Source organism: Robertmurraya phoenicis, assembly GCF_047302285.1.
GTDB lineage: Bacteria > Bacillota > Bacilli > Bacillales > Cytobacillaceae > Robertmurraya.
In genome coordinates this window covers 857,777-876,859 of the sequence record NZ_CP154845.1, presented here as the reverse complement: position 1 = coordinate 876,859, position 19,083 = coordinate 857,777, and the positions used below count along the sequence as shown (strand labels likewise).

At 39.7% G+C, this 19,083-nt stretch carries 19 protein-coding genes; 1 reads left to right on the top strand and 18 read right to left on the bottom strand.

Annotation, left to right across the window (positions count from 1 at the left end):
- Positions 1-47 precede the first annotated feature (47 nt).
- The 14 genes from AA0X71_RS04080 to AA0X71_RS04015 all read right to left on the bottom strand — a co-directional run bounded on the left by AA0X71_RS04080 (position 48) and on the right by AA0X71_RS04015 (position 13,314).
- Positions 48-371, bottom strand: a complete 324-nt coding sequence (locus tag AA0X71_RS04080) for a hypothetical protein (protein WP_413359520.1) — start codon at positions 369-371, stop codon at positions 48-50.
- Positions 372-397: 26 nt separating this feature from the next.
- Entirely contained in the window at positions 398-1,861 is a 1,464-nt protein-coding gene (locus tag AA0X71_RS04075) for an SLC13 family permease (protein WP_413359517.1), read from the bottom strand.
- 40 nt (positions 1,862-1,901) lie between these two features.
- Positions 1,902-2,960 (bottom strand): tartrate dehydrogenase, encoded by a 1,059-nt coding sequence (locus AA0X71_RS04070; RefSeq protein WP_413359514.1) that lies wholly within the window; start codon positions 2,958-2,960, stop codon positions 1,902-1,904.
- Positions 2,957-4,171 carry an MFS transporter gene (locus AA0X71_RS04065; RefSeq protein ID WP_413359511.1) on the bottom strand — a complete coding sequence of 405 codons (1,215 nt, stop codon included), beginning with the start codon at positions 4,169-4,171 and terminating at the stop codon, positions 2,957-2,959. The genes AA0X71_RS04070 and AA0X71_RS04065 overlap by 4 nt, the downstream gene beginning before the upstream one ends.
- A 21-nt stretch (positions 4,172-4,192) precedes the next feature.
- On the bottom strand, positions 4,193-4,744 hold the full coding sequence (locus AA0X71_RS04060) for a Fe-S-containing hydro-lyase (RefSeq protein WP_413359508.1): 552 nt from the start codon (positions 4,742-4,744) through the stop codon (positions 4,193-4,195).
- Positions 4,745-4,757: 13 nt separating this feature from the next.
- Positions 4,758-5,609: a fumarate hydratase gene (locus AA0X71_RS04055; protein WP_413359506.1), complete on the bottom strand. Its 852-nt coding sequence runs from the start codon at positions 5,607-5,609 to the stop codon at positions 4,758-4,760.
- Positions 5,610-5,614: 5 nt separating this feature from the next.
- Positions 5,615-6,106: a PaaI family thioesterase gene (locus AA0X71_RS04050; protein WP_413359504.1), complete on the bottom strand. Its 492-nt coding sequence runs from the start codon at positions 6,104-6,106 to the stop codon at positions 5,615-5,617.
- Positions 6,107-6,121: 15 nt separating this feature from the next.
- Complete coding sequence (locus AA0X71_RS04045; protein WP_413359502.1) at positions 6,122-7,477, bottom strand: MmgE/PrpD family protein; 1,356 nt, start codon at positions 7,475-7,477, stop codon at positions 6,122-6,124.
- 85 nt (positions 7,478-7,562) lie between these two features.
- The gene (locus AA0X71_RS04040; RefSeq protein WP_413359499.1) at positions 7,563-8,723 is read right to left on the bottom strand and encodes an acyl-CoA dehydrogenase family protein; all 1,161 of its coding nucleotides are present in this window, start codon (positions 8,721-8,723) and stop codon (positions 7,563-7,565) included.
- Positions 8,724-8,764: 41 nt separating this feature from the next.
- Positions 8,765-9,559 (bottom strand): enoyl-CoA hydratase/isomerase family protein, encoded by a 795-nt coding sequence (locus AA0X71_RS04035; protein ID WP_413359497.1) that lies wholly within the window; start codon positions 9,557-9,559, stop codon positions 8,765-8,767.
- A 27-nt stretch (positions 9,560-9,586) separates the two neighbouring features.
- Positions 9,587-10,510, bottom strand: a complete 924-nt coding sequence (locus tag AA0X71_RS04030) for a hydroxymethylglutaryl-CoA lyase (protein WP_413359495.1) — start codon at positions 10,508-10,510, stop codon at positions 9,587-9,589.
- 202 nt (positions 10,511-10,712) lie between these two features.
- Positions 10,713-11,543 (bottom strand): HpcH/HpaI aldolase/citrate lyase family protein, encoded by an 831-nt coding sequence (locus tag AA0X71_RS04025; RefSeq protein ID WP_413359493.1) that lies wholly within the window; start codon positions 11,541-11,543, stop codon positions 10,713-10,715.
- Between the two features lie 17 nt (positions 11,544-11,560).
- Positions 11,561-12,826 carry a TRAP transporter large permease gene (locus AA0X71_RS04020; RefSeq protein ID WP_413359491.1) on the bottom strand — a complete coding sequence of 422 codons (1,266 nt, stop codon included), beginning with the start codon at positions 12,824-12,826 and terminating at the stop codon, positions 11,561-11,563.
- Positions 12,826-13,314, bottom strand: coding sequence for a TRAP transporter small permease (locus AA0X71_RS04015; RefSeq protein WP_413359489.1), 489 nt, complete (start codon positions 13,312-13,314; stop codon positions 12,826-12,828). The genes AA0X71_RS04020 and AA0X71_RS04015 overlap by 1 nt, the downstream gene beginning before the upstream one ends.
- A gap of 410 nt (positions 13,315-13,724) precedes the next feature.
- Between AA0X71_RS04015 and AA0X71_RS04010 the strand changes: the two genes are divergently transcribed.
- Complete coding sequence (locus AA0X71_RS04010) at positions 13,725-14,777, top strand: DctP family TRAP transporter solute-binding subunit (RefSeq protein ID WP_413359487.1); 1,053 nt, start codon at positions 13,725-13,727, stop codon at positions 14,775-14,777.
- 627 nt (positions 14,778-15,404) lie between these two features.
- Here AA0X71_RS04010 and AA0X71_RS04005 read toward each other — a convergent pair.
- The 4 genes from AA0X71_RS04005 to pcaC all read right to left on the bottom strand — a co-directional run bounded on the left by AA0X71_RS04005 (position 15,405) and on the right by pcaC (position 19,074).
- On the bottom strand, positions 15,405-16,727 hold the full coding sequence (locus AA0X71_RS04005; protein ID WP_413359484.1) for an MmgE/PrpD family protein: 1,323 nt from the start codon (positions 16,725-16,727) through the stop codon (positions 15,405-15,407).
- An 18-nt stretch (positions 16,728-16,745) separates the two neighbouring features.
- The gene (locus AA0X71_RS04000) at positions 16,746-17,843 is read right to left on the bottom strand and encodes an Ldh family oxidoreductase (RefSeq protein ID WP_413359482.1); all 1,098 of its coding nucleotides are present in this window, start codon (positions 17,841-17,843) and stop codon (positions 16,746-16,748) included.
- The gene (locus AA0X71_RS03995; RefSeq protein ID WP_413359480.1) at positions 17,830-18,558 is read right to left on the bottom strand and encodes a 4-carboxy-4-hydroxy-2-oxoadipate aldolase/oxaloacetate decarboxylase; all 729 of its coding nucleotides are present in this window, start codon (positions 18,556-18,558) and stop codon (positions 17,830-17,832) included. The genes AA0X71_RS04000 and AA0X71_RS03995 overlap by 14 nt, the downstream gene beginning before the upstream one ends.
- 129 nt (positions 18,559-18,687) lie before the next feature.
- Positions 18,688-19,074, bottom strand: coding sequence for a 4-carboxymuconolactone decarboxylase (pcaC, locus tag AA0X71_RS03990; RefSeq protein ID WP_413359478.1), 387 nt, complete (start codon positions 19,072-19,074; stop codon positions 18,688-18,690).
- Between the last annotated feature and the right edge of the window lie 9 nt (positions 19,075-19,083).

Below are 19,083 nucleotides of genomic sequence, written 5' to 3'. Positions count from 1 at the left end.
GTGACCTCCATGCGGAATGCAACGTCTGGAGGACCAAGCGTATTCCTTTAGCGTTCTCCATGTCCGCCTGGTTTTTCACCTGTCATTAATACATCCCAAATACGATGGGGATCAGAATTGGTTCCCTCTTCATTAAGGATATCTTCCGTTTTTGCTTCTTGTAATCTTGGAATAAAGCGTTCTCGTAATAATCCACTCGGAGCATATCGTCCATTAGAATGGAAGCCGTAGCCGATAACCGGTTTGCCATTGCGGATCACATCGGTAATAATCGCCACAACAGATGCCGTCATCTTACTAAAATCTATATAAGCATTACGAATATCTGAACCAATCGGTACCGCCATTTCTCTTATATCAACAATTCTCATTTGTTTCTCTCCCTAAAACTTATTTTTCACAAAAGGCCTAGCCATTGCCACCAAGTTAAGGCCACGATAACCGTAACTCCTGTCATAATGAGCGTCATATAAAAACCTGGTAACAAAAAAGTTTGTTGCTTAATTTGTCCAGTGCTATGTACCAGTACATTTGGCATTGCTTCAACAACTAAAATATATCCATGCAAACATGCGAGTGCCGCACTAAACACAATCACTAATGGATCTGTCCCAGCTTGATTCGCTAATCCAATATAAATCGGAATTAATGCAACCACAGCTGTTGATACATTGGACATAGCCAAATGAAATATTTGCGTGATACAAAGGATAAAAATAACCGCGATTATGGGGTTAGCCATTAAGGAAATAATCCAGCCAACACTTAAACTTTCTCCGAGTAATTGGGTGGCTCCTGATTCATTTAAGGCATAACCAATCGACAATGTTGCCCCTAACATTAAGACGGTGTCAAAATTGATCTTCACAACATTACCCCAAGTTGCACAACCAATTGTCGGCAGGGCCATCAGTGCAACCCCAATAAGTGCAGGAATACTAGGATGAAGTCCATGTAAAGGCTCCGTCATCCATAACCCAACAATAAAAATGAGAATGATAAGACATCTTTTTTCTCTGCTATCCATCTTGCCAAAATCTTTTGCTCTCTCCCTCATTTGCTTCTGTACTTCTGGGAAAGCAGCTTCCTCTTTCTTTAAAGGGAAAAGCTTCATAAGCAGTATCCATACAGCAGGGATGAGGAGCAGCCAGATTGGCAAGGCGTAAAGGAACCATTGAAAATAGGTGATCGTAATCCCTGTAAATTCATTTAGTAGCTCAACAGCTAGTATATTTCCAATCGCCGCGGTCATAACAGCCGTTCCACTCACGGTACTGCCAAATGCGACCCCGAGCATAATCATTTTCCGTAAATCACTCTCTGGTTTCGCCTTAATCATATCAAGAACATTTACGACAATCGGTAGGATCAAAGCGGTTCGAACAGCAACGGCAGGGATAAAAAAAGCTTGAATTTGTGGGATTACGAGAATACTAGCTAATAAACCTTTGGCATTTCCTCCCCATTTAGCCAAAACAAAGTACGTAATTCTTTTCGCCAAAGGGGTTTCATTGACTGCTCGAGCCAGCATCATTCCAGCAATGATTAAAAAAACAGCAGGTGAAGCAAAACCACTATAAACGACATCGGTCGGGACAACATTGAAAATGAGCATAAAAATAATCGTCAATATCGAGGTTAACCCTAATGGAATGGGCTCCAGTGCCCATAATACAATGGCGCTGGAAACAATGCCGATCATTAATCTTGCTGATTGATGAAAGCTTTCAGGTAATCCCACATACATGCCAACAAACAGTAAAATTGCGAGCAGAAAACCTAAAGCTTTTTTCGAAAATAAAAAACGAGCGATTCCTTTTTCCCGTGCTGTTTCGTTTAAGTGAACCTTTGGAACTCCCAACTAAGTCACCTTCTCATTTTTGAAGAGATGCTCTCCTGTCTTAAAGCATCTTAATTCTTTTTATAATCTCACTCGATACTTCCTTCGTCGTTGATGAACCACCAATATCCGGTGTTTTATATCCATCTGCTACAACTTCTTCGATTATATTTAGTAGTTTTGTTGCTAGCTCTTGTTCTCCGAAATGATCCAACATCATTTTTCCAGTCCAAATTTGCCCAATTGGGTTCGCAATTCCTTTGCCAAAAATATCAGGCGCAGAGCCATGAACTGGCTCAAACATTGATGGATAGTTTCCATTCAAATTAATGTTAGCCGCTGGGGCAATGCCAATGCTTCCCATAACGGCCGCTCCTAAATCGGTTAAAATATCGCCAAATAGATTACTAGCCACCACTACATCGAATGTATGAGGTTTTGTGACAAAAAAGGCGGAAAGGGCATCAATATGAATCGATTGTGTATCCACTTCCGGATAACGTTCTGCCATCGATTTGAATACCTCATCCCAAAATGGCATCGAATGAAAAATGCCATTCGACTTCGTTGCACTCGTAAGATGTCTTTTCCTTTGCATTGCGTATTGGAATGCATAATCCATTACTCTTTCCGTACCTTTGCGGGTAAAGATCGCATTTTGAATCGCCATTTCATCTTCACCCTTATGAATCCTACCACCAATTTCACTATATTCACCTTCACTATTTTCTCGAACAACGATAAAATCAAACTCGCTTGGATTCGCTAATGGTGAGGCTACTCCTTTGATAAACTTAGCTGGTCTAATATTAATGACCTGCTCAAATTCACGACGAATCGGAAGTAATAACCCCCATAGAGATACGTGATCAGCAACTAGTTTTGGATTCCCGACTGCCCCTAAAAAAATAGCATCATGGTTCCGCAATTTTTCTAGCCCATCATCATCCATCATTTTTCCATGCTCTATGTAATACTCACAGCTATATGGATACCATTCATATTTGAATTGAAGGCCCCCATGTACTTCTGCTATAGCCGTCAACATCTCTACAGCTTCAGGCATAATCTCCTTCCCAACACCATCTCCTGGCACCACTGCTAAATTGATTGTTTTCATTTTGCATCCTCCTTTATTGTTTTTTTACTCCTAGCAACTATAATAAAGAAAATCCCTGATATTGCTGGTAAAATGACAGATACACTTACGACCCCTAACCAACCAAAATGACTCCAAACTCCTCCTACAGCTGTCCCACCAATCGTTGTTCCCATATAATAGCTAAATAAATAGAAACTCGTTGCACCACTTTTATGATGTGTGGCTGTTGTTCCAACCCATGTCGACACGAGGGAGTGAACGATAAAGAAGCCGAGACAGACAAGGGATAATCCAAGGACAACATAGAATAGCTGAGTAACGGTCGTAACCGCCGTTCCCAATAACATAATTAAGAGTCCTACGATAATAATGGTAATGAGGTTATTACGTGTTGCTAAACGACCAGCAACAGGTGAACCAATGACACCGAAGAAGTATGTCATATATAACAATGAGATGATTTGAATCGATAAGTAAAAAGGCTCTTTTTCTAAATAAAAGGGCAAATAAGTCCACACTGCGGAAAAGGCTACTTGGAGCATAAACCCAAACAGAAAGGCAAATGCTAGTTTCGGATTTTTAAAATGGACAGCCATTCCTGCGATATCTTGTTTATAGCTACGATTATGTTGTTTAAAAAATCTTGATTTTGGCAACATCCATAAACAAAGAAAGCTGACAATCAGCCCAAAAATTCCAAGTGTATAAAAACCTGCCTGCCAACTAAAAGAGTCGGCAAACTGACCACTCAATACCCTCCCAAACATGCCCCCTAACGCATTACTTGCTATATAAAAGGAGACAGCCAGCCCTTGAGCCTGATAGGAAATTTCTTCACTAATATAGGCAACTGCGACAGCTGGAAGCCCTGCGATCGTTACTCCAGTAATGAATCTCCAACCTAAAATCCACCAAAAGTGCGGGACAAGTGGAATGACAAAAAGAGGAATTATCGATATCATAAGCGTCCACTTTAAAATGACGAGCCTCCCAATTCGATCTGATAGAAATCCAAAGAATAGCAGTCCAAAGACCAATGAAAAGGTTGTTAATGAAATCGCTAAGCTCGAAAAAGTCGGCGATATTTGAAATTCCCTTGTAAAGATTGGGAGTAACGGCTGTGTCACATATAAATTAGCAAAGTTTAACATAGACGCTAACGTTAATCCAATCGTTATTTTCCAAAAGCGCGAATCTTTTATTTCGTAAGGACGTAATTGATGCTCCATGAAAAAGACTCCATTCTTAAATCAAATCTGTCTATACTTCTCTACACCTTGCCGATACAAGTCATTCCCGTGGGTATCATTGATGACAATCGCAGGGAAGTTTTCTATCGTAAGCTTCCGAATCGCTTCCGTTCCTAAATCCTCATAAGCGATCATTTCAACCGCTTTAATCGAGCGAGCAATTAAGGCAGCGGATCCACCAATGGCACCAAAATAGATCGCTTTATTTTTAACAATCGCTTCCTTTACTTCATCACTCCGATACCCTTTCCCAATCATGCCTCCTAGACCTAACTCGAGCAGTTTCGGGGTATATTTATCCATTCTCCCACTTGTTGTTGGTCCGGCCGAGCCGATTACTTGACCTGGCTTGGCTGGAGTAGGTCCGACATAATAAATCACTTGGCCATCTACATCAAAAGGCAATGGCCTCCCATCTTGTATTTGGTCATACATTCTTTTATGAGCAGCATCTCTGGCGGTATATACGGTTCCAGATAATAAAACACGATCTCCAGCTTTCAATCCGAGAATATCCTTTTTTTGAAATGGTACTTGAATAAAAGTTGGCACATAATCCCTCCTTTTACAGTATGGCCTCCTTATGTCGACTCGCATGGCAGTTCAAATTAACAGCAACCGGCAGTGCCGCAATATGGCAAGCCTCTACTTCTATTTTGATATCTAGCGCCGTCGTTGTTCCGCCCATTCCTTGTGGTCCAATCCCAAGACGATTGATATCATCCATGAGCTCTGTTTCTAATTTGGCTATTGCAGGTTCTGGGTGACGTTCTCCCACATGACGGAACAAAGATTTTTTCGCTAAATAAGCACATCTCTCAAAATTGCCTCCAATTCCCACACCAACAATTAGCGGTGGACATGCATTCGGTCCGGCAACACGAACCACGTCTAAAATATACTTTTTAATTCCTTCCACACCGTCTGATGGCTTGAGCATTTTCAAATCACTCATATTTTCAGCGCCTCCGCCTTTGGCCGTCATTTTAATTTTGAGTTGTTCCCCTTGCACTAGCTCAATATGGACGATACCTGGCGTATTATCATTCGTGTTATTACGATCGATCGGGTCACGAATAATCGAATTTCTTAAATACCCTTCTCCATATCCTTTTTTGATTCCCTGGTTGATCGCATCATAGAGGCTACCACCAACAATCTGACAATCCTGCCCCAATTCTACAATACAGACGACGGTTCCCGTATCTTGACACATCGGTACACGTAATTCTGTCGCAATATTAGCATTTTCAATTAACTGGCTTAAAACTTCTTTCCCTGCTTCCGACTTTTCTGTTTTCAAAGCTGATTGAAAGGCATTATACATGTCTTCACCCAAATCATAATTTGCCTTTATACACATGTCTGCGACCTTTTCGACGATATCATCATAATAGATTGCTCTCAATTCGCTCACCTTCCTTACGCTCTAGGTTTGGAAATATAGAAAGTCCCTAAGCCTTGTGCGACTAAGTCATTTTCATCATCTGTCACAGTACATTCCGCTATGACGATTCGACTTCCCCATTGTAAAATTCGAGGATGTGCCATCAGTTTTGAGCCTTCACCTTTTTTGATAAAATTCAGCTTTAGTTCGAGTGTATAGACCTTTTCCTCTTCCTTTACTTTCTCTAAAATCATAAATCCGATCGCGATATCGACTAAAGAGTAAAGGGCACCACCTTGTACGACTCCGTACGTATTCTCATGCTGAATTCCAAGATCCATAATCATTTCTGCGCCTTGCTTTCTTACTCCTAGAAATTTTCCAAAATAGTGCATTTCATCATTTTTAGAAGCTTCAAGTGAAGCTAGCACATGTTCAACATGCTGAAGCTTATTCTGATCTAGTTTTTGTAAGTGATGTTCAATCCGCGACATAATTTCTTGTTTATTAAAAAGTTCTCCACTCATATAGTGAACTCCTTTTTAAATGACAGGTAATTTGTCTGATGCTAAAAATTCTCGAACGGACTCTATTTTTTCAAGCTTCAGGATGGAATCAGCAAAGGCCACTCTTTTTTCCTCGGGTAGTCTAGTTGCTAGAATCATAAATTTATCCACTAAGTCATTAGATGTTACGGGGTTTTCTGGATCGCCTTTAGGATATTCTGTTTGTATAACGATTTTCTCCCCACTGCGTAGGCTAATTTCCACTTTCGATCCCCATTTTTCTGGATAAGCAGCTTCTATTTCAGGGTCAACCCCCACACTTACCTTTTTCATAAGAGCTCGGATGTCTTCATCCCAAAGGGTTTCCTCCGTAAATTGAGCGAGTCCCCCTTTTCCTGTTAAAAGGGCTAACGCCGTACAAAATTGCAAACTAAATTTGGAAGCGTACTGTGTCGTTGGATGATCATTATTGGTAATATTAATTGCCGCTTGATAAGCACCTACTTTGATTTCATCAATATCTTCTACTCGAAGCGTTTTTTCCTTCGTTACATCGAGCATCAAATCCATCGCCGGATGGGTATGACGACAAGAAGCATGCACTTTAAAAGAGTTCTCTGTAATTTTAAAGATTTCTCCGAGCCCATTCGTAATCTTCGATTCATCAAACTTCTCACTCATGGCACGAAAAAACCCACGACTTCCTTCTAAAATTTGCGTTGCACCAGTAAACCCTTTTTCAGCTAGAAGAGCACTCATAACGCCATTCATCGCTGCTTTTCCAGGATGAAGTTGCTTGGACATGGCCCCGTCCTCAATAAACTGCCAAAGTCCTGCTGCTTGTGTCCCTGCACTACCTAAAGCATGAATCGTTTGCTCTACATTTAGATCGAGCAATTTCGCAGCCGCCGCTGCTGCTCCGAACGTTCCACATGTCGCCGTATTATGCCAGTAATAATAGTGTGAAGGTGTTACAGCCTCTCCAATTCGAAAGCAAACTTCATAACCAATCGCTACAGCTGTAATAAGATCTTTTCCTGTACGCTTTTTCCACTCAGCAACAGCCAGTGCAGCTGGAATAACTACAGTGGCTGCATGGATAACAGAGCCTTTATGGATATCGTCAAGCTCCATAATATGACTGGCTGCTCCATTGACAAGGGCAGCATTCAAAACAGAACTTCTACCTCCCGTTAATAAGGTCGCCTGTTCTTCTCCACCCATTTCTTCGATTAGATGGTGAATCATTTGCACAGGTGGTTTGTCTGCTCCTGCAAAAGCAGAGCCAAAATAATCAAGAATACAAAGCGTGGTAAAGGACACTACCTCATCTGGTAAATCCTCATAGGATGTATTCGTTACATACTCCGCCAATCTTTTACTTAATTCCATTGAAGAACCTCCTCATTTTTTAAAATCACTTTCAACTCATGAACGTATAAAAGGTCCCTGCGTTAGCAAGGACTCGAGAATGTATTTAAAAGGAACGTGGTAAGCCGAGTACATGTTGGCCGACATAACTTACAACGAGATTATTCGTAATTGGTGCGACAATAAATAACCTCGCTTCACGGAACTTCCGCTCAATATTGTACTCTGTCGCAAATCCATATCCACCATATGTAGACATGGCTGCGTTAGCCGCCTTCCATGCCGCTTCAGACGCTAAATACTTTGCCATATTCGCTTCTGCTGCACAATTTTCACCAGCATCAAACATTTCGGCCGCTTTGTCGCGCATTAGTCTTGCTGCCTCAATGTCCATATAAGATTGAGCAATTGGGAATTGAACTCCTTGGTTTTGCCCGATCGGACGATTAAAGACCACGCGCTCATTGGCATACTGGACCGATTTGTCCACAAAATAGTAGCCATCCCCAACACTTTCAGATGCGATCAAAATACGCTCCGCGTTCATTCCACTCAATACATAACGAAACCCTTTTCCTTCTTCTCCGATTAGGTTTTCAACGGGAATTTCCACATTTTCAAAAAACACTTCTGTAGTAGCATGGTTGATCATCGTATCGATTGGACGGATCGTAATGTTTTGTTGTTGGTCTTTCATATCTAAAAGGAATAAGCTCAAGCCATCTGTCTTTTTCTTCACTTGATCTTTAGGAGTTGTTCTGGCGAGTAAAAGCATTAAATCAGAGTATTCAGCACGGGAGGTCCAAATTTTTTGTCCATTTACAATATAACGATCACCTTTAAGTTCAGCTGTCGTTTCAATACTAGTTGTATCACTTCCTGCAGTTGGCTCCGTAATCCCAAACGCTTGTAGTCTAAGTTCACCTGAGGCAACCTTCGGTAAATAGCGCAATTTTTGTGCTTCACTTCCATGACGAAGGACAGCTCCCATTGTGTACATTTGCGCATGCCCGGCACCAGAGTTACCACCAGAGCGGTTGATTTCTTCTAAAATCGCACATGCCTCGACCATTCCTAGTCCTGCCCCACCATATTCTTCTGGAATCAAGACAGATAACCAACCCTCATTGGTCAATGCTTGAATGAATTCCTCAGGATAGGCATTTTTCTCATCTGTTTCTTTCCAATAAGTTTCTGGAAACTTTGCACATAATGCTTTAACACTTTCGCGAATTAATTCTAATTCTTGTTTTGTACTTGCTGCCATTTCACTCACTCCTAATCTATTATTCTTAAACCTGAATATGATTACTTTCCTTGCCAAACAGGTTTGCGTTTTTCATTAAAGGAACGAATCCCCTCTAGCCGGTCTTCTGAATTTGCGCATTTATAATATTGATCGAGTTCAATTGATAAAGCTGTATTTAAATCAGTTTGTAATCCATTATTAACAGCCTTTTTAATGGACTTTAAGGATAAAGGAGCATTTTTTGCAATCCCTCGCGCAAGTTCAAGTGCCGTCTCGATTAAGGAATCACTTGGGACAACATCATTGGCTAATCCTACTTCCAGGGCCCGACCAGCTGATATATGCTTCCCGCTAAAGAGGATTTCTTTCGCAATTCCAACTGGAATCGATCGAGGGAGTAGCTGTGTTCCCCCAACTCCAGGAATTATCCCGATTGTCACCTCTGGGAGACCGAATTTCGCATGTTCAGCAAACACTCGAAGGTCGCAACTTAACATCATCTCTACTCCGCCCCCAAGGGCATATCCGTTAACCGCTGCAATAACAGGAAATGGAAAGTTACGTATATCGGCATATGCCTCTTCAAAAATATCATGCTGTTTTTGCCATTCTTCATTTGTCATGCCATTGCGTTCCTTTAAATCGGCTCCAACACAAAAGCTTCTTTCTCCAGAGCCCGTTAACACGACTGTACGAAGGTCCTTTTGCTCTCGTAAGTAAGAAAGACATGAAATCAGATCGAGTGCCATTTGTGTATTCAGTGCATTCAGCGCTTCTGGACGTTCTAAGGTCAAAAGATAAATACCACTTATTTCTTCATCCCTCGTCAATGAAAGCGTTTCCCATTTGTTCATAAAAAATATCCTCCCTATGCCCTTTGTTTAAGAAACTGGTACCTCGTATTTTCGGTCCGATTTACCTGCTTTTAACACACTACTTGCTAGCTCGTGGCCAACTAGTGTTTTCAAGAAACTTGAGGCCTCAATTAATTTATCTAAATTGATCCCTGTATCGATATCCATACCATGTAACATGTGAACAACATCTTCTGTGCAAACATTTCCTGTAGCCCCTGGTGCGAATGGACAGCCTCCAAGTCCTCCAAGAGAGGTGTCAAAACTAGTTACTCCACCTTGAATACTTGCTAATATATTCGCTAGCCCCATTCCTCTCGTATTGTGAAAGTGCAGATTAAAAGGCTGTTCTGGACACTTTTTTACTAAACTATGAACAAGCTGGTAAACTTGTTTTGGATTTGCCATTCCCGTTGTATCTGCTAACGTGATCGTATGAACGTCTAATTTCGTCAGTTGCTCCACGATAGAATGGACCCTTTCTTCTGGGACTTTTCCTTCAAAAGGACAGCCAAAAGTGGTTGCTAAGGAAACATCTACTTTTATATTTTTTGGATCACAATATGCTTTAATCTCAGCTAAAGCCTGGAGAGATTCCTCCGTCGTTTGTCTAACATTCTGTAGATTATGTGTATTGCTTACTGATAAAACATAATTTATTTGTTTCACATGACTATTTGCAGCGATTTCTGCCCCTTTTAAATTGGGAATTAAGGCGATAAATGTTATATCATCATTGCCTTTAAGGTACTGAAACAATTCCTTGCTATTCGCCATTTGGGGAACCAATTTCGGATGAACAAATGAACCAAACTCCATCGTTTTCACATTTGCATCCAAAAGTCGGTTCGATAAATCCAATTTTTCTTCAACGGTTAACAAATTCGCCTCTAACTGTAACCCATCTCTTAGCACCACATCATTTACAGTGACGAAACTCGGCCAGTTCATATTTCCCCTCCCTCGAAATTTCCGAATTATCAAACGATTATTTCATCTATAGGATATCGTATCCAAAATTCTTTGTCTAGATGAATTAGCTAACTTTTATTTATTTTCTGATTTTTTAACCAATGAGAAAAATTCATTAGCATTAAAGCAAATTAATGAATACAAAGCGAAAAACCCCGCTTCATACTAGCGGGGCAACTTCTTACTTCAATCGAACTCTTTCTAACACTTGTAACGCTTGTTTATAAACAGGATAATCCACCATTTCCCCATTCACTTGTATCGCTGCTAACCCTTCTATCTCCGCTTTTTCAAAAGCCATTACAAGCTCGTTTGCCCTTTGTATTTCTTCACTCGTAGGAGCAAATATTTGATTCACAATCGTTGTTTGAATAGGGTGTATGCATAGTTTGGCGTAGAAGCCATGTTGTTTCCCAAGACTTGATTCATGGATTAAACCTGCATCATTTTTAAATTCCGTATAAACTGTATCAATTGGTGGCTGTAAACCATGGGCCTTAGATGAGATGGCAATCATTGACCTTGGATAAATCAACTCTTCTTGATTAGTAGAAAGATTGATTCCTAGTTCAAGAGAATAATCAATCGCACCAAATGCCAATCGCTTAATTCTAGTAGATGAACCGGCGATATTTTTTACAGACAAAACCCCTTGTGCAGTCTCCAGTAAAGGAATGATATGTTGATTTTCAGGTACGTAGTTCTCAATTTCTGCTATATTCTCTTCAGAGTTCGTTTTTGGTAATACAATCCCTGCAAAAGGATATTCCTTCAAGAGGGAAACATCATCTCTCCAAAAAGCAGTCAACAGATCATTGATTCTTACATAAATGGCTTTCGAAGGTTCGCCCACTTCATGTAACGCTTTCATCACATGATCTCTTGCCTTCTCTTTTTCAGATACGGCTACAGCGTCTTCCAAATCAATGATGATGGCATCTGCATCACTTGCCAACGCTTTCTTAATTCGTTCAGGTTGTGTGGCAGGTACAAATAAATAGGAACGATCCATTCTCATTTCCTCCAGTACTATTCAATAAGAAATAGGGCAATTTGTGGGAACACCATCACAATAATTAGGACGAGAATGAATAACCCGAAAAATGGTAAAACACCCCGGATGACACTTTCCACTTTTTCCTTCATAATTCCACTGACCACAAATAAGTTCAGACCAACTGGAGGGGTAATCATCCCAAGTTCCATGTTGATAACCATAATAATTGCGAAGTGGTATACATTAATATCTAACGCGCCTAATATCGGCAAGAAGATTGGTAAAGTGATTAAAATAATCGCTGTAGGCTCTAAGAACATTCCTAAAACAAAGAAGAGAATGTTCACGATAATTAAAAATGTCCATTTATTTAACCCACTATCACTCACCCATTGGGCAAATGTTTGCGGAACTTGTTCTGTCGTTAAGAACATTCCAAATACGAGTGCTGATGCGATAATTAAGAAGATCATAGAAGTGGTATTAATCGAGTCTAGCGTAATAAATTTGAACTTTTTCCAGCTCATTTCTCGATAAATAAATGTAGAGACAATAATGGCATATAAAACGGCAACAAAAGAAGCTTCAGTTGGTGTTACGACACCTTCATAAATACTCCAAAGAATCGCAACCGGCATGATAAGTCCCCAGATTGCCTTTACAGTAGGACGCCATCTATCTGCTAACGGAACTTTCTCCATCCCGCCATATCCCTTTCGATAGGCCATTAATATTGCACTTAAGATTAAAACTCCACCTAATATTAGACCTGGAACGATCCCTGCTGTAAAAAGTTTTCCGGTAGATTGTTCAGCAACAGATCCATACAAAATAAGTGGAATAGAAGGGGGAATTAAGATTCCTAACGTACCAGCTGCGGCGACTAATCCCATTGCATATCTCTTATCATAACCAGCTTCAATCATCATCGGAATCATAATCGCTCCAATAGCTGCTGCTGTAGCCGGACTTGAACCTGATATAGCCGCAAAAATCATACAAGTCACGATTGTTACAACCGCTAATCCTCCTCGAGTATGACCAATCCAAGCCTTTATACAATTAATTAAATATTTCGAGATTCCACCTTTGGCCATGATCAATCCTGCAAAAACAAAACCGGGAATAGCCATCAATGTTGTACTATTCACTCCTGTAAACATCTTTTGGATGACCGTATCAATGGAGAAGTCAACCATCCAAAGTGCAACTACACTAGACACTCCTAAACTAATGGCGATGGGAACACGTAAAAAGGCAAGACCAAATAATAAGATAAGTAAAATGATCGTTTCCATTAAGACTCCTCCTCATATCCCGTTTCAGGAGTGATTCCTTTGAAAGAATAATAGATTTTTGCCACAAAATGAATGAACAGCAATATCCCAGTAATGGGCATAATCAAGTAGTTAATCCAGATTGGAAAACCAACATCAATGGTTTTGATTCCTTGTTCATATGCCGTCATCACCATATTCATTCCTGTCCACACTAGGAAGAAGCTGAAAGCGGTTCCAATTATAAGGGTAACAATTTCACTAACCTTCTTCATCTTTTCTCCCATGCGATCATACAAAATATCAATCGTTACATGTTTATCGTCTCTTAGAGCTGTAGCAAAGCCAACAAATATAGCCCACACTAACATCATCGTAAAAATCTCAGTTGCCCAGCTTTGCGATACTCCCATAATGTAACGAGAGTAAACTGAATAAAGACTAATAGAAATCCCAAACAAAAAGAAAACAATCGCAACAAAGTTCTCAATCTTATAAAGTATTTTCATCATTTCCCTCCTCTATCTATCTTAAAAAAAAGTAATAAATTTGAATGATATGACACTAGACTCGAAGTTCCATAAGAAATGGGACACATCGAGTGACTGTGTAAAAAAATGAATTTCCAACACCTCCTTGTCATTTTGTATATTGGATACTATTTCTTTTAAATATCATAATATAATTCTCTTTATTCAACAAGACTGAAAATTTAAAATTACCAAATATTTCAGAAAATATATTTACACTCACAAAAACATATGGTATCTTAAAAAAGAAAATTGTATCCAAAATACCATCATAAATGTAAGCCCTTACACCTAGAAATTTAAGATTATAAGATTAAGGAGGTGTTTCCTTAAAATTATACGAATAAGCTTCTTTTATCTTAAGTATGATTACCTAAGGGGGAAGGAAAATGAAATTTAATAAAAAACTATTAAGTATTCTCTTTTTAGCATTTACCCTTTTATTAGCTGCCTGTGGAAACGACGAGGCAACTGGTGAAGCGGACGGGGACAGTGATGGTATCCAAGAAATCACAATTAAATTTTCACACGTAGTAGCTGAGAACACGCCAAAAGGCAAAGGTGCCATTGCCATGAAGGAGTACATCGAAAGTGAGTCAGATGGAAAAATAAAGGTAGAAATCTATCCAAACAGTTCATTATTTGGTGATCAGGATGAATATCAAAACTTAGTGGCCAACAACGTTCAATTTATTGCTCCTGACTTATCGAAGTTTGTTGGAAATAACCCACAATTTAACGTACCATCTCTTCCCTTCGCATTTGATAACGATGAAGCTGCAATCGCTTTCTGGGATGGAGAAAAAGGACAAGAGATTTTAAGTAGCTTAGAGGGTGACGGCGTCATGGGTTTAAAGATGTGGCCAAATGGTGGTAAACATATCACTAATGATGAGCGTGCCATTGCTTCACCTGATGATTTCAATGGATTGAAATTCCGTACACAAGGTGGGCAAGTACTTGAAGCTCTTTACGGACTACTCGGTGCTGGTTCAGAATCAATTCCATTTGGCGAATTGTACACAGCTCTTGACCAAGGGGTTGTAGAAGGGCAAGAAAATACATTTAGTAATATTGAATCGAAAAAGTTTGATGAAGTTCAACAATATATGACAGTTCTAAATCACACTCGTGTAGACTATGCTATTTTCACAAACACAAAATTCTGGGATGGTCTAAACGCTGAAACAAAAGCAATTGTAGAAGCTGGAGTTGACGCAGGTACAAAGGTTGCACGTGAAGAAGCAAAAGCATTAAATGACGAAGGTTATGAAATCATTAAAGAGCGTGGTTTAACCGAAATCACAGAATTAACACCTGAACAAGTTCAAGCATTCCGCGATGCATTACAGCCAGTTTATGATGAATTCGAAGAAGCCATTGGTACTGATATTTATGAAGCAGTACGTGCTGCAAATGAAGAATTTGGGAATGGGAACTAACTGATTGTAAGCGCAAACACAAAAACATTCTCTAAACCATTGCCTAGTTTCAAGCTATAGCTAACTCATTTTACAGAGTTTAGCTATAGCTTTTATTTTCTTTGATTTTGATTTTGATTTTTTTGGGGCAAATCCAACTCTTATGAAACTTTCATGTGACATACTTTCTACTTAAAATGGTGTATCTTTTGTTTCATGAACCTCTCATGTTACATACTTTCTTCTTAAAACGGAGTATCTTTTGTTTCATGAGCATCTCATGTGACATACTTTTTCCTTAAAACGGAGTATCTTCTGTTTCATGAGACCTCCATGTGACATACTTTCCTCTTAAAACGGAGCAGCTTCTGTTTCATGAACCTTTCATGTGACACACTTTCCCCATAAAACAGAGCAGCTTCTGTTTCATGAGCCCTTCATGTTACATACTTTCCTCTTAAAACGGAGTATCTTCTGTTTCATGAGTCCCTAATGTGACATACTTTCCTCTTAAACTGACCCTACTTTTGTTTCATGAGCCTCTCATTAACATACTTTCCCTTTGAAACCACTCAACTATCACTCATATACTTACAAAAAAGGCATCGAGTTTCATGCACTCAATGCCTTTTCTTCACTCTCACTACCTTATTTTAATAGTTTTATAACATCCTCAATTGACTCCAATTGTTCAAAACGCTCTAACGCTTCTATTATTTGAGCGATTTGCTCGGAGGTTAACGTAGCTTTACAAAGTTTCGTAAACTTCCGCTCTAACATCTCTTTCGTCATCGGGTTCTCAATACTTCCGGTAGCATGTTCAATATAGATCTCATGTCTTGTACCGTCCTTCTTCACTAAAGTAGCCACTACTTTGTCCTTATCTACTTTTTCATCTGCTTCTGGTTTTATTTTTTCCCTAAAGGCAACCGTTTCAGGAGCAAGCACTTTTTCATTTTGGTATTGATCTTCAGCAGCATCCTTTTCTAAAAAGGCAATGGTCCCTGTATGATAAATACTAAACTTCCCTTCAAGACCTGTTTTCGGCTCTTTTTTCCCTGTTAATTCTAATACATATGGATTTACTTGAAGAACGATTTCATCAACTTCCTCAGGTAGTGCGAATTCACTTAATTGAATACATGCATCAATGGAAGGATGTAGAACTATCCCACAAGCATATGGCTTAAAGGCATTCTTCTCCAACTCCCAAACTTCCCTAAAATCTTCAAGTACTTTATTTTCATTATGTTCTGGACTATAGACGTTAAAAAATCCCCGTTTAGCTTCTAACACTTGGGTTGAGCTTGTAAACCCTTTTTCCACCAATAATGCTGCCAGTAAACCATTTTGGGCAGCCTTTCCTGGATGAAAAGGCTTCGTCATTGTGCCGAACATTTCACGGAGACCAAAGCTTTGAGTACCAGCTAGCCCCATAGCCATGGCCAATTGCTCTTCATCCAATTTTAATAATAATCCAGCTGCTACAGACGCACCAAACACTCCAGTACTTGGAGTTATGTGGTAACCGTGTTGATAATGAGAAGGGTAGACAGCGTTACTTATTCGAAGTTCTACTTCACAGCCTAAAATAAACGCATGTAGAAGTTCTTTCGTTGAAAATGAATACTTTTCTCCAAGTGCAAAAATAACAGGGGCAACAGGTCCACTTGGATGGTGGATCGTGTCTAAATGGGTATCATCAAAATCAAAAATATGAGAGGAGGTTCCATTAATTAAGACGGCAGATAATAAGTCCGTTTTCACATTCCTTCCTAATATGGAAGCTTGTTCTGAAGTCGACAGCTCATTCGTAACATCAAGTAAAATATCAATCGTTTCATGATGGATTGCTCCTACTGTTACGCCTAACCAATTTAATAGACTCTTTTTTGCATGTTCGATAACGCTTTCAGGAATGTCTTCGTAAGTCGTATTATAAATGCGGTTGACTAATTCTTTTGTAATCATAGTATCTCTCCTATTCTTCTAAAATTTTTTCTCATCCAAGTAATCTACTAGAGAAGCAATTCCTATTTCCTCTTCTGCGAAAGAATTGACAAGTTCGATTGTACTTGTCGGTAATGGAATTCCATTTTTCTCTCGTTCTTGTTTTAATTCATATTCCATTTCACCTGGTAGATAGATTCGTTCCACCCCTTTGGCTGTAGGGGATTGTTTTAACGTTTTACTTAAGTATGCAACTCGATTTTGAAAAGATTCTCCATGACCAAAGCGATTTATATCGATTGCCGCAAAGACATGACCACATCCCCATGCTGCTTGCTCATGCTTTTGGAGCTCTGACTCAGCTGGTCCTTTCGAAATACCTCCTACTTCAAAGGAGAACAATGCCCCAGTTAATGCAGCTGAAAGAATTTCATTAATAACAGCTATCCCATAACCTTTATAGCCTCCAAATGGAAGGACAGTTCCTTCCACCGCTTCCCTCGGATCGGTTGTTGGCTCACCATCTTTTGTAATCGCCCATCCTTCTGGTAATGTTTCATTTTCCCTTGCCATCATTCTAATTCTTCCTCTAGCAGAAACACTGCAAGCCATATCTAAGACAATCGGAGCTTCCTCACCTGCAGGAATCGCATAGGAAAAAGGATTATTACTAAGAAGCGCCTCTTTCCCACCCCATGGAGCCATGACAGCCGGACCATTCGTGGTACAATAGCCAATTTGATTATGTTCCAAAGCTTTCATCGTATAGTAGGCAGCTGGACCGAAGTGACTACTATTTTTCACTCCAACTATCCCAATCCCATATTTTTTGGCACGTTCAATCGCCAAATCCATTGCAAAATTAGAGGCAATGACACCGAGAGTCCCTTGACCATCAATCGCTGTCATTGGACCATTGTCAGGTACTTCTTCAAATATTGGCTCCTTTTTTAGATGTCCATTTAAAAATCCCCTAGCCCAACGTGGTAAATTTTGAACTCCATGAGAATGGACACCTCGCAGGTCTGCATCCACGAGCACATCACTAATTAAAGCCACATTTTTTTCATTTAAGCCTACTTTTTTTAAGACGTCTTCTGTAAAGGTACGAAGGCTTGCTACATCAACGATTGTCATTGTTATCACCCCGTTTTCCGAAATATTTTCCTTCTATTATATTTGGTGAGTTTTCATCAAAGGCTTCACTCATGTTAAATAATTCAAAAGGTGTTTTTCCTCCTAGTAATAAATCCTTCATTTCGGCTTCTATTCGTTCTCGCTCCATTCCACGTGCCACAACTGCTTCGGCGGCTTCAATTGGAACAACTACTACACCATCATCATCAGCGACAATTATATCGCCTGGATAAATCAACACTCCACCACATACAGCTGGAATATTGACCCCACCTATTCGTTCTCTCGTGCTTCTTTCAGCTGAGATGGCTTGTGACCAAACTGGAAAATGATATTCTTTTATTTCTTTTATGTCACGAACACCTCCATCTGTTATAACACCAGCAAGTCCTCTTCCTACACCGGACCAAGTCGCAAGCCCACCCCATACTGCATTAAAAGTTGGTGAGTCTGTAAATGTGATAACAAATACATCACCTGGTTGGGTCAATGATAGTCCATAATGCATCGTTAAATAATCCCCAGGTGTATTTACCGCAATTACAGCAGGTCCCGCTATTGTCTTCCCTTGATCAACAGGTCTGATAGAGCGGTCGAGGAGCATTTCTTTTCCCAATACTTCATAAATTGTAGAAACTCCTAATCCTTTTAGTTGTTCGATTAATGAAGAATCTGGGCGATTGATTTCTGTATAGACCTCCCCAGCATATTTCATGTATTTCCCTCCCTGATTGCACGATTTTTATTGTCAATGTTTTTAAAATAATCATTTTCAAGAAAACAACTCAAAAAGAAGACTGGCAGCATCCTATACTACTAGTCTTCTTTCTTATGTTGGTACGTGTTAGTTTTGTTCTTTGTCAATTTCATCGAACACTTCTTGGGCGGTTCTGAAACTATCAATAGCAGCTGGAACGCCACAGTAAATCGCTGTTTGTAAAAATACTTCTTTAATTTCATCTTTTGTTAAGCCATTATTTAAGGCTCCGCGAACATGCAATTTTAATTCATGTGGACGATTTAAAGCTGTAATCATCGCTAAATTAAGCATGCTTCTTGTTTTTCTTGGTAGGCCAGGACGAGTCCATACTTCACCCCAGCAGTATTCTGTTACAAGTTCTTGCATTGGACGATTAAAATCAGTCGCATTCTGAATTGATTTATCCACATACTCTGCACCTAAAACACTTCTTCTCACTTCTAAGCCTTGTTCAAATTTTTCTTTATTCATTTTAATTCC